The organism is Paenibacillus terrae (assembly GCF_000943545.1).
GTDB classification, from domain to species: Bacteria; Bacillota; Bacilli; order Paenibacillales; family Paenibacillaceae; genus Paenibacillus; species Paenibacillus terrae_A.
This window is the reverse complement of record NZ_JTHP01000006.1, coordinates 123,050-137,800: the sequence shown is the minus strand read 5'-3', so window position 1 is coordinate 137,800 and position 14,751 is coordinate 123,050. Positions and strand designations below refer to the sequence as shown.

General features: G+C 36.2%; 19 protein-coding genes. 14 read left to right on the top strand and 5 right to left on the bottom strand.

The genetic code is table 11. From position 1 onward, the window contains the following. Window positions 1-346: 346 nt before the first annotated feature. From QD47_RS05525 to QD47_RS05510, 4 genes are all read right to left on the bottom strand, one after another. The gene (locus QD47_RS05525; protein ID WP_044645164.1) at window positions 347-844 is read right to left on the bottom strand and encodes a hypothetical protein; all 498 of its coding nucleotides are present in this window, start codon (window positions 842-844) and stop codon (window positions 347-349) included. Next, a complete protein-coding gene (locus tag QD47_RS05520; protein WP_044645163.1) occupies window positions 822-1,367 on the bottom strand; it encodes a PadR family transcriptional regulator in 546 nt (181 codons plus the stop codon). Before QD47_RS05520 ends, QD47_RS05525 begins: the two co-directional genes overlap by 23 nt. A 305-nt stretch (window positions 1,368-1,672) precedes the next feature. Beyond that, window positions 1,673-2,215 (bottom strand): RNA polymerase sporulation sigma factor SigK, encoded by a 543-nt coding sequence (sigK, locus tag QD47_RS05515; protein WP_152643767.1) that lies wholly within the window; start codon window positions 2,213-2,215, stop codon window positions 1,673-1,675. 187 nt (window positions 2,216-2,402) lie between these two features. Beyond that, window positions 2,403-2,618: a helix-turn-helix domain-containing protein gene (locus tag QD47_RS05510; RefSeq protein WP_044645162.1), complete on the bottom strand. Its 216-nt coding sequence runs from the start codon at window positions 2,616-2,618 to the stop codon at window positions 2,403-2,405. 160 nt (window positions 2,619-2,778) lie between these two features. Between QD47_RS05510 and QD47_RS32410 the strand changes: the two genes are divergently transcribed. The 11 genes from QD47_RS32410 (at window position 2,779) to QD47_RS33685 (ending at window position 11,346) form a co-directional block, all read left to right on the top strand. Beyond that, on the top strand, window positions 2,779-3,429 hold the full coding sequence (locus tag QD47_RS32410) for a hypothetical protein (protein ID WP_200893389.1): 651 nt from the start codon (window positions 2,779-2,781) through the stop codon (window positions 3,427-3,429). Window positions 3,430-3,839: 410 nt separating this feature from the next. Further along, window positions 3,840-4,475 carry a restriction endonuclease gene (locus QD47_RS05500; protein WP_044645161.1) on the top strand — a complete coding sequence of 212 codons (636 nt, stop codon included), beginning with the start codon at window positions 3,840-3,842 and terminating at the stop codon, window positions 4,473-4,475. Between the two features lie 43 nt (window positions 4,476-4,518). Then, window positions 4,519-4,836 carry a hypothetical protein gene (locus tag QD47_RS05495; protein ID WP_044645160.1) on the top strand — a complete coding sequence of 106 codons (318 nt, stop codon included), beginning with the start codon at window positions 4,519-4,521 and terminating at the stop codon, window positions 4,834-4,836. A gap of 34 nt (window positions 4,837-4,870) precedes the next feature. Further along, entirely contained in the window at window positions 4,871-5,332 is a 462-nt protein-coding gene (locus QD47_RS05490; RefSeq protein ID WP_044645159.1) for a hypothetical protein, read from the top strand. A gap of 36 nt (window positions 5,333-5,368) precedes the next feature. Further along, complete coding sequence (locus tag QD47_RS29985; protein ID WP_052646720.1) at window positions 5,369-5,881, top strand: DUF1643 domain-containing protein; 513 nt, start codon at window positions 5,369-5,371, stop codon at window positions 5,879-5,881. A 31-nt stretch (window positions 5,882-5,912) separates the two neighbouring features. After that, window positions 5,913-6,080, top strand: a complete 168-nt coding sequence (locus QD47_RS32065) for a hypothetical protein (protein ID WP_161797153.1) — start codon at window positions 5,913-5,915, stop codon at window positions 6,078-6,080. A gap of 373 nt (window positions 6,081-6,453) precedes the next feature. Further along, window positions 6,454-6,936, top strand: a complete 483-nt coding sequence (locus QD47_RS05475) for a hypothetical protein (protein ID WP_044645157.1) — start codon at window positions 6,454-6,456, stop codon at window positions 6,934-6,936. 907 nt (window positions 6,937-7,843) lie between these two features. After that, window positions 7,844-8,185, top strand: coding sequence for a hypothetical protein (locus tag QD47_RS05470; protein ID WP_044645156.1), 342 nt, complete (start codon window positions 7,844-7,846; stop codon window positions 8,183-8,185). Window positions 8,186-8,462: 277 nt separating this feature from the next. Further along, window positions 8,463-9,080 carry a recombinase family protein gene (locus tag QD47_RS05465; RefSeq protein ID WP_044645155.1) on the top strand — a complete coding sequence of 206 codons (618 nt, stop codon included), beginning with the start codon at window positions 8,463-8,465 and terminating at the stop codon, window positions 9,078-9,080. 777 nt (window positions 9,081-9,857) lie between these two features. Beyond that, window positions 9,858-11,228, top strand: a complete 1,371-nt coding sequence (locus tag QD47_RS05460; RefSeq protein WP_044645154.1) for a helix-turn-helix domain-containing protein — start codon at window positions 9,858-9,860, stop codon at window positions 11,226-11,228. Continuing rightward, window positions 11,218-11,346: a hypothetical protein gene (locus QD47_RS33685; RefSeq protein ID WP_268794226.1), complete on the top strand. Its 129-nt coding sequence runs from the start codon at window positions 11,218-11,220 to the stop codon at window positions 11,344-11,346. Before QD47_RS05460 ends, QD47_RS33685 begins: the two co-directional genes overlap by 11 nt. 289 nt (window positions 11,347-11,635) lie before the next feature. On the opposite strand, the gene QD47_RS05455 is transcribed toward QD47_RS33685, so the two are convergent. Then, window positions 11,636-11,974 carry a hypothetical protein gene (locus tag QD47_RS05455; protein ID WP_044645153.1) on the bottom strand — a complete coding sequence of 113 codons (339 nt, stop codon included), beginning with the start codon at window positions 11,972-11,974 and terminating at the stop codon, window positions 11,636-11,638. A gap of 537 nt (window positions 11,975-12,511) precedes the next feature. On the opposite strand from QD47_RS05455, the gene QD47_RS31450 reads away from it, so the two are divergent. The 3 genes from QD47_RS31450 to QD47_RS05440 are packed head-to-tail and all read left to right on the top strand — an operon-like array spanning window position 12,512 to window position 14,344. Continuing rightward, window positions 12,512-13,624, top strand: a complete 1,113-nt coding sequence (locus tag QD47_RS31450; RefSeq protein ID WP_235332187.1) for a WXG100 family type VII secretion target — start codon at window positions 12,512-12,514, stop codon at window positions 13,622-13,624. Window positions 13,625-13,679: 55 nt separating this feature from the next. Next, on the top strand, window positions 13,680-13,856 hold the full coding sequence (locus QD47_RS32935; protein ID WP_235332186.1) for a hypothetical protein: 177 nt from the start codon (window positions 13,680-13,682) through the stop codon (window positions 13,854-13,856). Beyond that, the gene (locus QD47_RS05440) at window positions 13,856-14,344 is read left to right on the top strand and encodes a hypothetical protein (RefSeq protein ID WP_044645152.1); all 489 of its coding nucleotides are present in this window, start codon (window positions 13,856-13,858) and stop codon (window positions 14,342-14,344) included. Before QD47_RS32935 ends, QD47_RS05440 begins: the two co-directional genes overlap by 1 nt. Window positions 14,345-14,751: the final 407 nt, after the last annotated feature.

Sequence of the window (14,751 nt, the reverse complement as noted above, 5' to 3'; positions counted from 1 at the left end):
GTGGGTACAGAAACGTCCATAATCTAATAGCTATGGTCTACATGACCGCGAATAAACATCGGCTTCCAGCACTTGCAGCACACAGGCCCTAAACCCATTTTTACCCCGTTCCCTTTATACCATTTCTTTAAGAATCTACTGAAACAAGCTTGACTATGAACCTATTTCTATACGGCGTTACCCATCCAATAGAGCGAAGAGCCCTTTTCTTTTTGATTTTCGCACTCAGAATGTTTGGATCATTGATGATCTCAAGCTTAAGCCATTCGCTGTACACTCCACCCACTGCACCAGATCGCGCTTTGAAATGGGACTGGTCTATATTTCTGGTCAGCTCGTTCATGAATTATACATACCTGTAGTTATTAAATTTCTTTTCGATATCTTTAGCAAATTTTCCGCACTCATCGGCTAAATGTTTTCTCATAAAGAATCCACCAAAACCATTTATCCATGCTGCAAAAGCCAGTAGCCGAGATGGAAAGTCCGCTCCAATCGTACAACTAAATTCGCAAGAGTTGTTATCAATAGGCGTGACCTTCATTTCCCATGGAACTCCAACAATGGCTGGTATCCATCGCCATATATATGCTTCTGTCCTGTCAGAGTAGAAACGCAAATGATCCTCGGTGCGCTCTTTTAATTGATAGTGCTGAACAATCATCTCATTCCCCATATTTTCCACATTAACCATATAGAATTCTCCATCTTCAAAATAACTGCCCATTGCCTTGTGAGCTTTTGAAAATGATTCATATTCAGCTGGAGTCATCTCAGTTACCCATTTGTACAAATCCACATTTTTAGCTGCAATCTGCAATTTAAATTTCTTTGTCATTCTCATATTCATTATCCTTCTTTCCCGTAATTTTTCTTGTGAGTCCATCGTGCCAATTCATAATCATTTGAAAATATTCTTTGCCAAACACCAACGTCGCGTGCTCATATACATTCATCTCATGAACGTGTTTCTCTTCTATCAAGGCAAGCTTGTTATATTCACAGGCGACAGTGGTTTGAAAGCTGGCGATTAATCGAACAACCTCAAAATCGTCAAGATATTTATAGAAGAAAAGCTTATTCAAATACTCATAATTAAAAGGGGAAAAAGTACATGGTGTTTTTAACCATTCTATAAATTCACTCTTCCCTTTTTCCGTGATACCATATGATTTTTTGAATCTGCCTTCCTCTACCACTTCTTCATACTTGATAAGCTCCCCCTTTTCCATTTTTTTCAGCATAGGATATATACTTCCGAAGCTGGCGTCAATAAAGTTGGAAGTACTTAACGTCATCTTCTGCTTGATTTCATATCCTGTCATATCCTTTTCGCAGAGGAACCCAAGTATTACATAAATCAACATAAAATCTATCCCTTCTTTCCTGGCTCAGTGAATTATCCTTCTGAAATCAAAGGGAACTTATCTCTGTTCACATATAGCTAAGTTATATATATACAATCGAAATATATCGTTTCGATATTAGAAATATATAGGTTGAAGATTGATTTGTCAATAGCGTTTGCTAAAATTTTTCTGTGAAAGATTATTTAAGCTACGCTGGACTAGAATCAAAGAATGACAGTACTGCGCTTTCAATATAAACAAAGAAATCCAAAAGGATGTTATCCCTTTAGATTTCTCAAAGTAAACTGCAATTTTCAACATCTCTATCGCTTCATCTTATAAAACTCATGATACAGCTTCATCAGCGCCCTTTTCTCTATTCTTGAAACATAGCTGCGCGAAATCCCCAGTTCTCTGGCGATTTCCCGCTGTGTACGTTCTTCACCTCCGGCTTCTAGGCCGAATCGACCAATAACCACTTCTTTTTCGCGCTCATCCAAAATATCCAGGTTACGATAGATTTTACTCTTCTCTATTTTGAGCTGTACCTTATCCACAATATCGTCCGCCTCGGTGCCGAGGATATCAATTAAAGTAATTTCGTTGCCCTCTTTGTCCGTCCCTATAGGATCATGGAGAGATACGTCTTTGCGTGTTTTTTTCAATGAGCGAAGATGCATTAAAATTTCGTTTTCAATACACCGGGCCGCAAACGTTGCCAATTTGGTGCCTTTCCCGGTCTGAAAGCTTTCAATGGCTTTGATCAGTCCGATGGTGCCGATGGATATGAGGTCCTCCAAATCTTCACCGGTGTTATCAAACTTTTTGAAGATGTGAATACAAAACAAAGTAATGAGAATGCTCAATTAGCCCTTTATTTTCGGGGGGTTTTTGAAATTGAGGAGTTTCCTAAAGGCTCAAATAAACCAAGAAAGCTTGTGCCAAAAGAGGACAAGTTCATTATGATTTAATAGGACAAGCAAGTGAGGGGAATAGAAATTTTAAAGGCTTACCCGAATATAGGGAGCCTTCTTTGTTTTTTTATAACGCTTATTATTTAGTTTCCTCGAACTGCATCAGTACGGATATGTCTTTAATATCTAATGCGTTAGCTATTTTCTCAAGGTTATTTATATTCAATTCCTGAAATTTGTTATTGCACAAATTGGATATTTTTGATTGTGGAACTCCTGAAATTTCTTCAAGCTTTTTTTGTGTGATTCCTTGCTCCTTAAGAATTTCTTTTAACTTAATCCGAAACTTTAACATTCAAATATCCTCCATAAACAGATTGACATTATACCTATGTCGTGATAATTTTATTATACCGATATCGTGATAAATCATATCATTTGGGTAAGGAATGTGTTTATACTTCCTTAGCTTTGCTATTGCCATTTTACCAATTTCTCAAGGAGGATGATACCAAATGAACAAAAAAGCTAACAAGCAAGCCATCATCGACATTGTGCGCATGAATCAAGTTTGGGATTCAGAAGGGGAAGCTACTGAAAAGGAACTGCACTATTACCACATAACAGACGCTTTAAATCGCAAATGGCAAACTATTGGTCTGAATGTCTCAGACGCAATTCAAGTGTTTGAGCAAGGCAATGACGACAACTGGACTCGTATTATTGCGCCAGCACCTTACAATCCAAATATAAGCGTCAATGATCTAATCAGTATGCTTAATATCTCTCCTGAAGCAACAGGCATTCGCAATGATATGCAAATCATCCTGAACACTGTTGAGAGAAGAAATTCCTTCATTAGTAAAATCATCAACGTTAATCCTGGAAGCACATTTATTTTACTCCACCAAATGAAGGAAGAATATTTACAGCATAGCCAACTTACAGACGAACAGTTCATTCAATTGTACGCTGTAAATCCCGTGGAAGCATTGTCCATGTATTTCTTGCAGCCTATTGATATCATCGCATATTGGGAATGGGCTAACGCTAACGGTACTGCTGAAAAGGCTATCCAGTACAAAAGCCATGAACCTTTAATGCCCTTTATTCAGGCTATTGAACGTGCAGAGGATGAAGCTATGGAAATTGTTTCAGGCTACTAAAGTATCAAATAACACAACTATAAACGAATGGAGAAGATACATATGTCCACCATGAAAGGAGCGATACCAATGTACAAAACTGGGAAGCTGATGGACGGTAAACTATACCTCAAAACAATAACTGGTAACTGGATCAGTCTCAAGATGTTGGCTCAGGCTGACAGAAAGGCCGTGTAAAATGAATTTGAACTAAATACTATAAAGAGGAATGCAAAATTAGAAGGAATGTGTATATAGCAATCATGGAGGGTGAAATTTAGCTCCCTTTTGATATGGAGTAAGCGCCTAGCGATAGGCGTTTTTTTGTTACCAATTTACTATACTTATCCAAAACATATGGGAAATTGTCCCTACCTGTTGTATTATAAGGAAGTGTGAAAAAGAGCTAGAGCAGCTAAGGAGGAGCATTGTTGTCTATATTTGTGATAGTGTGTGTCATTGTTGTATTGATTGCTTTGGTGCTGCTACGCTTATTTAAGAAGCCTAAAGTTCAAGAGCATTATAAAGTAACGCAGGATATTGACCCTTACAAAATTAGCATAAACGAGATTGACCGTATGGAAGATGGCAAGGATTTTGAAATGTATTTGTTCAGGCTGTTTCTGTGTTTGGGCTATGATGATGCGTATAAAACACAAGACAGTAGAGATTTTGGAACAGATTTGGTATTTACGGATAGAGAGGGCTACCGCAATGTCATTCAGGCTAAACGGTATGCAATAAGCAATCCTGTTGGTTTGAGCGCAGTTCAGGAAGTGTATAGCTCGATGCGTTTTTATAGAGCTAAGAAGTCCATTGTCATTACTTCAAGCAAATACACAATTTCGTGTGAACAGTTAGCCAGTTATAATGGAGTGAAGCTGCTGGATCGCAATGATTTAATTGAAATGATTGAGCTATTCAAAGAACAACAGTACAGCAAAGTAAAAGATATCATTGAAGCAGAGCCTTACTTGAGTCTGGATTCGTGGGACGATTATATGGATAACGGCAAAATTGTAAAGAAAGATCGTAAGGCTGAGAAACTTGTTGTTTCAGGTAAGTAGGCTTCAAGTAAAACGATGATTTTATAAGGAGAGTGATATTCCAATGAACATTAACGATAAGTTGTTTGAACACCAAGTTAATAGGAACCTCAAAGGAATCGAACTCGAAAAAGAAGGCGAAATTGAGGAAGCTATTTTGCTGTATGAAGCGAACGTTTCTGAATGTTTTGAAGGAAATCTTCCTTATGACAGACTACGTATAATTTATAATAGGCTCAAACGTTATGAAGATTTAATACGAGTACTTGAACAAGCAGTATATGTATTTGATACAAAGGTCAATAAAATAAGGTCTGACAGACTGCCAAAACTGGATAAGTTTAATGATCAACTTGAAAAAGCGAAGAGAAAGTGTAATTAAATTAAGTCTTTCATCAAAAAGGAGTGTTTAAATATTGGGTTATTCTAAAGAAGTTATATTCAAAGAACAAATTAATGATGTAATATCTCATGATTGGAAAATTGTCTATAACCCAGAAACTGATACCACAAAAATCATTAATGAAAAAGGTGACGAAATCAGTCCATCATCTTTAGGATTTATTGGTAGCGAGATTTCGGATTACATTAATCGAAGAGAAGAGGAGAAATGTGGAGAAAAAAGGAAGACTCCTTTGGATGAATTTACAATCAAGCGCTTTGGAATTCAGGATTACGTATTAATTGAGGAGAGCAGTCCTTTAAAATCAATTTTAGAGGCATATCACAATCAGTACTGTATGTTCATCTTAGAAAAATTCTCCGTCTCTCCTCAAAATAACTTGAAATATAGCGAGTTTGATGTCTGCTTGTCTGTGGCAGAAGCTGAGAAGATATTAGTTTCATTACAAAACTTTGTTGAAAAGAACAAGCGATAAAATTGGCTTTTCATAAGAAAATGGGGATGGTGCTGTATGGTCTATACAGAGGAAAAAATTATTGAATCAACTGCTGTGATGGCTGATAACTACCAATACAGATATCGACTGACGCGAATTTGGGATAGAAAGAAAGAAGTTGTTGGAGTGATCATGTTGAATCCGAGTAAGGCCAATTCACTTAAAACAGACAATACGATTATGAATCTCACTAATTACTTGATTGAAAAAGGCTATGGTGGTGTAGATATCGTAAATATGTATGCCTATATGTGTCGAGATCCCAAAAAACTTAAACATAGAGATCAGTCATTCGAGGCACTTAACAACGACTACATTACTCAAGTGGCTGATAAAAGAAACATCTTTATAATTGCATGGAGACATAAGGAGAACATTAGACGCAAAAGAGAGATTGAGAATCTGCTGTTACCATATGCATCAAAGCTTAGATGTTTTGAAGATAACGAAGGAAAAAGTCCTCGACATCCTTTACATATATCAGATAAATGGAAAATTGTACCTTACAGTTTTAGATTTAGAAAGTAAAACGAATCTTTTAAGGGGAGTGATGGTTTTCTTGGAGAGTAACGTTTTTGAGGGTATTGTTGATGTATTTTTAGTCAATGGAGAACCCGCATATGCAGATGTAGATAATGGAGAGGAAGGCTATTCTTTGAATGAATATCTGTTCTTAGTTTTAGCAGGTAAAAGAGTGCGAATCACAGTTGAAAGATTAGAAGACTGAATGAAATGTGAGCTTTACGGAAAAATGGAGGAATGAATATAAGTGGTTTACATTATAATTTAGAAATTACACTATGAAACTGATTTATAATTTTGTTCGTTATTATATATTGAAGTACATATTAGTGAGGAGAAAAATGTATGAATCGGAAGTTTTTTATAATGGCTTTGATAAGAGGTGTTTTCGGGTATTTCCCGTGTGGGCTAGGACTTGCAATAATATTGGAGGCTTTTAACAGGTATAGTCTAAAAGGTTTTTTAATTGGAGGTGCATTTTTCCTTATTGGGGGATTGGTGTTTTACTTCACAAGACGCTATGAATCATCGGATAGGTTACTATAGATAAAACAAATATTTTAGAGGAAGTGAAACATATGGTCCCATTGGCCGAAAAAATTCTAGATGTAAGAGTTATTGCAGCGCTTATTGCCGCTATAGCATTAGTGATCGGCGCAATTCTTACGTTTTTATTAAACAAAAGACTTGAAATGAATAAAGTGAGATTAGATATGAAAAGGAAAGTACTGCTAGATGCATTGAATTTAACAGATGCTATTCTATCGCATCAATCCGAATTTTCAAAGACAGCAAAGACTGATTTTTCAATGAAAGAGATAAGAGAGTGCTATAACAATTTAGCTGTTGTCGTTAAAGATAAAAAATTATTGTACAAATTCAAAGTGGCTTGGGGATACGGGGATTATGAAGAAGAAGTTGATTTTAGTATTATTAGCGAACTGAGAAATATGGTCAGGAAAGAATTGGGATTTGGAAAAAAAGAAATTGATATTGATAAAGGAAAAGCGTTTTTGAACTATATTCCAAATTCAAAACCACCTAAAGAAAATATAGAATAAAATCTTTCCTTTATTTAAATATGAAAGTTGGACATTAATGGCTGAGGAGCAAGATTGAAAGTTTATAAGCTTACGAACAGTTCTCAAATGTAACGACATCGTTACAAACCAGCAAAATTTTTGGAATGCTGTCTTTACCCGAATCCATTGATCGTAAGGAATTTGTTGAACAGAAACGTGCTGTCCCTTCAACTGGTGAGCAGAAACGGTGGAGGTTGTACGTAAGGTTAGAGAATTAAGTTTCTTCTAATATAATTTGTACCCTTTTGTCTTTGGGGCATTTTGTCCTAGAGATGACATACATATATGAGTTGAGTAAGCCTATTAGAGTGAAAAAACATGAAAATATGTCCTTCACTCCGATCCTCCTCTTACGATTGACGATTCGATTGAGGTATGATACAAATCATAGATAAATAAATGGTTTTCTAATTTTAAATTTTACACAATTTATTTTATAAAAATCTAAATATCACTTGATATATCAAGCTTTTTTACACATTATTTCTCGATACCTACGATTGACACTACGATGTTGATTATATTTACCAAAAGTCCTTATTCCATCTATGTTTTAGCTATTTTTTCGATGCGTCACGATGTAAATATATTCAGGCACAATTCTGAACCATAATGACTCAGAAAGCTATATAGAATGTGCAATTTATGAACATGTAATCAAGTTTTACGATTGAGCTTCGATAAGGGTGTCGATACAGGTTATAGTCGCTCATATGGTTGATAAAGTGTTAACCTCAACCCTATCGCTATTCACTTACAAAATTTTTCTAGTCATGAGATCGAGGAATACAGAAATCTCGACCCCAGATTATTTGACTGTAAGTAGTCGAATGTATATGATTTCAATATATGGATATACAAATCGATTAGAAGAGAAGGGATTACTGTGAGAGTAAAAACAAGAACTTGGGGCGTGGCTTTTCTCGCTTTTAGTGCTATTGCGTTCGCTGTGGTAATTACTAATAGTGTTTTTGCTAGCAGCGATACTTCTGGAGAGTCAGATAGTGTTACAAAAGCAATAATTCCTGATAACGTATTAGAAGAACTTAATCATCCCGATAAAATTTATACAAAAGATGGATTATTTATAAAAAAACCGCAATCTCTCCATGATGAAGATAAGTTCAGTCAAGATGAAGTAGTCTACGATGGTTCAAAGACTACGAACAAAATAAAAGCGATCATTCAATATGATGCTACTTATATCAAGGAAGAAGACAGTAAATAGATTTGTGTACTAAAGCATTTGAAAAGTTAAGTTATATAATTGGAATATCTAGGGCGACTTCGGTTGCCTTTTTATTATGCTCAATTTAGCCAAGGTCTTTTCCAACACTATGTCATAAAGTATACCTTTTGCAATAGTGGTCTGGCGTATGTCATAAGTGGTTATGATATGTGTCAAATAGTATATAAAATATTATGAAATGTTTCATATGTATTTGTATACATTTTGACATAGTTTTGCTATAATATAATCAATGACATAGCAAAGGATGATCCATATGAGTGAGATTAGACACTATGGTTACATAAGAGTATCAACGAAAGATCAGAACGAAGCTAGACAATTGGAAGCCATGCGAGACTTAGGTATCATGGAACGAGATTACTTTATTGATAAGAAAAGCGGCAAGAATTTTGACAGACCACAATATCAGGCATTGAAGAGTGTAATTAGGCGAGGTGATATCCTGTTCATTAAGGAACTGGATAGACTTGGACGGAATGCAGAAGAAATCAAACGTGAATGGCAAGATATAACGCATGAGATAGGCGCACACATTGTTATCCTTGATATGCCAATTCTTGACACTAGACAATACCATAATGGCTTAGAGAAAGTTATATCCAGTATTGTGCTTGAACTGCTTAGCTACATGGCTGAACGTGAACGGGAGAAGATTAACGGAAGACAGACTGAAGGCATAGCAGCAGCTAAAAATAATGGCGTGGTATTTGGTCGTCCTAAACAGGCAATAAGTGATGACTTCATTATGGTATATGAGGAATGGAAGGAAGGCAGCATAACAGCAGTTGAGGCAATGAGACGTGTAGATATGAAGCCTAACACGTTCTACCGTAGAGTTAAAGAATATGAACAGCAGCAACAAGTAGGATAAAATAATAAACGTGTGTACACTACGTACACACTCACAAACACACTCAAGCCTAGGCAATAATCCTGTCTAGGTTTCTTTGTTATTAACATCCATATATTGGTATATAATTTAAACGAGGGGGTATATTTACACCCAAAACGCCTATTTAATTTCCAAAATTACCCTTAGCACTTCCAGCTACACACTGAAGTTATTTTATAAGCAACGATTCAGCTATATGAACAGTTTGGGAAACGGCAGTTGTCTGCCGATTTGTCACCTAGTAAAATGTTCGAAATGGTATCTCTACCAGAATCTATTGATACCGATACGCAAAATTTTGTGGAACGGGAGGGGGGTATTTAAAATCAATAGACCATTCACTTTCCACAAATATACCCCTAGCACTTCCATTCCCCGACATAGCCTAATTTTGACTTGAAACTATCCCGAATATCGTGAAGGTTGCTTATATGCAGTACATCCAATCTATAAGCTCAATTCATAGATAAATTACAAGGGAATACGAACATGACTATTCAATCAGGTAACTTTGTATTGGATGAGTGGTATTCTGGTTATACATAAGCAAAATGACGATACCCTTAATCAAGAAATCTTTGCAAACTATCCGAAAAGGTATCTTAAGTAAATATATGAGAGGTATATGATTTTGTTCCAGAAGATGGTATAATCATGAGCGATAAAACAAATCTATTCTACTACTTGTTTCTCAATTACATAATTTATTTAACTATGCATCATATGACGATTTTATGCTGAAAGGGTGGCTTATCCATGAAAATTACACCCACGATACGCGCAGAATTTGAAAAATACCTCAGAAAAAATGGCTTAAGCAAAACTGAATTTGGACACATCGCAGGTTTGAATCCGGGTACAGTAAGCGGTATTGTGACGGGTAATAAGTCCATCTCCGTTCACCAATTGGATCGTATTACTGGAGGTATGGGTTTAGAACCAGACCATTTTTATGAACGTTACATTGAAGAGTGCATTATGGAAGAACCGCTGAACTGGAAAAGAATTCGGCCTTTTTTGTATAGATGTGTACAGTTTAATCGACTGGATTGCTTGCAGCGAGTTGTAGGCATGTTGCTAGATAATCCGGGCTATCTTCCTCATCTCTTTGTAATAGCAGAGGATGCTTTCAAAAAAGGTTATAATGAAGCAGCGGCTTACCTATACGAGAACATCGCTGAGGGTGAGAAGTACCAACATTCTGATCGCTTGGCAATCTGCCATTATCGTATATTCACGATTCAGATTGGAGACGATCAAAACCGAAATCTCAAGGCAGCTACACGTTTTGAATCTTTTGTCGAACGATTGAACGAAGTAGTACAACTTGATGCGTTAAAGGATCTGGCGAATGTATATCGTTCTTTACGTGAATGGGATAAGGTGGATGAAATAGCTAAAGCTTTGGAGATTAAAGCAGAGATTCAATACAAGTTGGATCAACATCATGATGCGAAAAAAGAGAACTTAAAGAAACCTGCTTCCCCACCATTTGCTTATTGGGCTTTTTCTCATCTACTTCATGCTGAAGTATGTGAAGCTCATAAAGATTATGAGAAGGCACTTCAACATACATACACATATGCTGACTTAAGTTGGGTGAAGGAAACCGATGAAATCACCTTGGAATGGAAAAAGAGATATAAAGAATGGGCTGAAGCCAACACTTATGTAAATAAACTTCATGCTGGTGAAGTTAGTATTTTGGCTGATTATGTAGCATTTTTTTCTTCAAAGAAAGAAGAGACACTTCCGGGATTAGATAACGTAGTTGAAGCTGCTAATCGACATCATTTAAATATTGATCATATTCTAAAGCAATTTGAAACGGAAATTTTCGCTTTGCTGGATAAACCTGAGAGCGTAGGTGTGTACAATCAACAATTCATTACAGAACGCTATGTTCATTTTACATGTGCATTAGCGGTTTACTACTTTAACAAAGGTGATTTTGCAGATGGATTTACTTTTTCGTTAAGTTGTTTGGAAAAATCTTCATTAATCAATAATAAACCGTATATAATTAAATGTGTAAAGCTGTATGAGTCCTATAAGCAGTATGCATCATCTGAGACGAAGGCAGCATACAGAAATTTGATTAATGAGGTGGATGAAGATGAAACGTAAAGTAATTCTATCTTTTTTAGTAACTGGTTTTATATTAGTAGCAATAGTAGTTCCCCCTTTTCAGTATCAAGAGAAAGGATCGGCTTACGAGCCGACTGGACAACACGGAGGAATGTGAGAATAAAAAATGCTGTAAGTTCAATTTAGAAAATCAACTATTCTCAAGAGGTTAGATGGGATTGTCCGTCTAGCCTTTTTAGTATGTATGGCTGGAGCTTGCCAAATGTATCGTTGAACTAGAGAGGATTTATGGGATTGAACATGGAGGAGATAGGGGAAACCAGTATTCATCAAAAGAGGCAAAGTCAAATAATTTTACCTTGGCAAAAACTCAAGAGGATATATATTACATAATTCATCATAGAAAAGAGGGGATGAATTACATCCCCTCTGGCTAAGTAAAAGTGCTATTTTACAGTGACTCCGTAAAGAATGGTATCACCGTTAGGTAAGTCAGCAACTACTGTACAGACCCCAGGTTTGAGGGCAATTATTAATCCTTGTTGATCTAAATAAATGCCCCCATAATCTCCGCTAATCCAAAAATTAGAACCAGCCACTGTAATGGTCTCACCAACTCTCAAATTAATAGGGACGACGTATTGATCTGCTGGAGTTATTACATTGGAAGTTTCTGCTGGAGCAGTATTAGGACTTGGTGTAGAAGCACTAGCTGCAAAAGATGTAGAGCCAAGAGTAAAACATGCCACGACAGTTAATAGACCAATCATAAGCTTCTTTTTCATCTTCATCATCCTTTCATATTGGAATACAATTCTATTATATAGTATATATATCCATTACAAAATGATTATTGTTTTAAATGATATTATTTATTTTATTTTATTAATAATTGGTGAATTCTACTGAAAGGGATGAGCTTTTTTTGCATAGTTAGCTAGTCTAAATAGGGTATGTGTAGATTTTCTACTACTTATTCAAGGAGGTTGAATTTGAGTTTATCTACACATACTATTATTCAAAGATGTTATGATTTCCCCTATATCGCTTATGTAGCAGTTACACAACTACAAAAAGCTCTTACACTTATCCTGGGTTGCAGGATATGGTGGAGGATCAAGATTTGAAAGCGACAACTGCTATATCCTAACTTGGGTATCATCTAACAGAGGTATATACTACTATAGTCGTAGTAATCTCTGTTTTATTTCAGTTCATATGTCACATGATTTAAAAGGAAATATCAGGATAATAGATGCATACCCCTAAACATTCCCTTCTGATAAGATTATTTCTATCTAAATTAAAATGGACGTGATCAAATGGGTAGAATATTGGTTCCACCTGATAGATTGATGCAAGTGGCTGACCAGTTCTTGCAAGGAAAGCATGAAATGGAACGTATGCTGAACTTTTTGAGTGGACGAATTGATTTTGTCCAACAAGGTTGGTCTGGAGCTACCAGAGAGAGATTTTTCCAACAATTTCAGGTTTCTCGACAATCCATGAGTGTGACGATTGAACGACTATCGACAGTAGCACAGGAACTTATTTTTATTTCAAAAAACTTTAAACAGGTGGACGGGGAAAAAGTCGTACTGGATGTGCCGTGGCTTGGAACCCCTGTTAAAACGGCATCCAGTGATGAAGGTTGGCTACATAAAATTTTTGAACAAATTGGACAAGCTGAGATAACCAAGGCCGAAGCCCAGATGGAAGCTAGTAAGCTTCAAGGAGAAATTTTATGGGATACTATTCAAGGAGCAAAAGGAGCCATTCAGGAAGATTTAACCTTGGGGATGTTACCTGATAAAGAACGGGACTATGATCATCCTATGGCAGCTAAAGTAGGTGAAATTCTCGGTCACGTAGCTACGACATTGCAGGGGGCTGGTGAGGTAATAGTCGGAACAGGTGGAGAAGGATTATCAGTTGCTGTTTCATCTACGGGAGTTGGAAGTATAATTGGAATACCGGGATTGATTGGATCAGCAGCTTTAGCGGCACATGGAGGCACAACCGCAGTTAAAGGAGCAAGCGGAATAGGGAAAAGCTCAGCGGAATTGTGGCAAATGGCGAAAGGGGAAGGTGGAGGCTCATCAAAACCGTCCCTATCATCGGAGGTTAAGGCAGAAAAGGCACCGCATGTCGTCGAGGGAACCCACAATAACAATATGGGTAGCATAATTAAGGAAGGAAATAAGACGAAATATACAAACCCTGCTGGCAATGAACTGACATGGGTTGATCAACATCCCAAAAATATTAACCGTGATATTGAAAACTTTATGAATAGCTCAGATGTAGGAAAGGCAACTGAAGCAAAAGTAGCTGGCTTTTTAAAAGAAGAACGTGAAGTCACTGGTTTTGGGCAAAAAATATTAAAGAAAGATGGTCAATTTGCAGGTGATTTAGATGTAGTTACAAAAAAATGAATTAATTGAGGTTAAGGCTTCAATCAAAGCAGTTAAAGAAGGACAACTTGAGAAAATGACAATTACGACTGATAAGCTTTATTTTAATCCAGAACAGAAGAAAGTTATACTTTATATTGATAAGCCTTTGGGCAATCTATCTCAAAGTAATATAGAAAAATTAGATAATATCAAGAAGCTAGGAGTAACTGTTGTAAATTCCTTGGAGGAATTAAGAAAGGTGGTTAAGTGATGGGAAGTTCGGCTTTTATTTTAATAGAACGAGAAAAATATACACCTGAGAAATTACTGGGAGATGCAATCGTAGCTGCCTTTCATGCAGATGCTGGATTATATTTTGACAATGATAAAAAATATAAGAACGAACAGTTTTTTTCAACAACTCTAAATATATCTTATAACCCACTGGGTGTTGAAAATAACCAGCAGTTTATATTCTATATTGACGGAATTGATAATTACGAAATTAATTATGAGCATGATGAGGATATTAGTGGATTAGATTCAAGCTTGTCCTTGTATCAAGTAGGATGTATTGAAGATGTTTATGGTGCTGAAGAGCTGATTTTTCGATTTATATATGAATATCTCAAGCTGAATCCTACTGACTATTTTTGGATTCCTGGTTATGACTGGGTTTACAGTTGGGAAGATATGCAGAAGTTCAGTTCTCTGCCCTATGATCCAAACTGGTGCTATAAAAATCCTAAAGCAATATAATTCACAGCGATTGATAAATATCCATAAGCTTGCTCCTTTAACAATAAAAATAGGAGTGAGCTTTTTTATAGTGGTCCAATCAGAATAAAGGGGGATGATATTTGTATACACCTTGCTTCAAACGAAGGTGCGGCAAATTTAATTCACCTTGTTCCAGTATCAACCATGACAAATTGTTGTGCTGAATAATAGGATCAATCTGCCCGACCATTGTTTGGACAAAATTTTTCGCTTCCTTTATATATAGCTAAATGTCATCCTTGTTTACCGATAAAATATTCTGTGTGTCCTATCTCAAATAATGAAAGTGTTGACAATAGTTTAGAGTGATGATATATTTAATGAGTCTCTTAAATAATAGATGAAAGATATTATAGATGTTGACGAATTCATACATATAAGTTTTA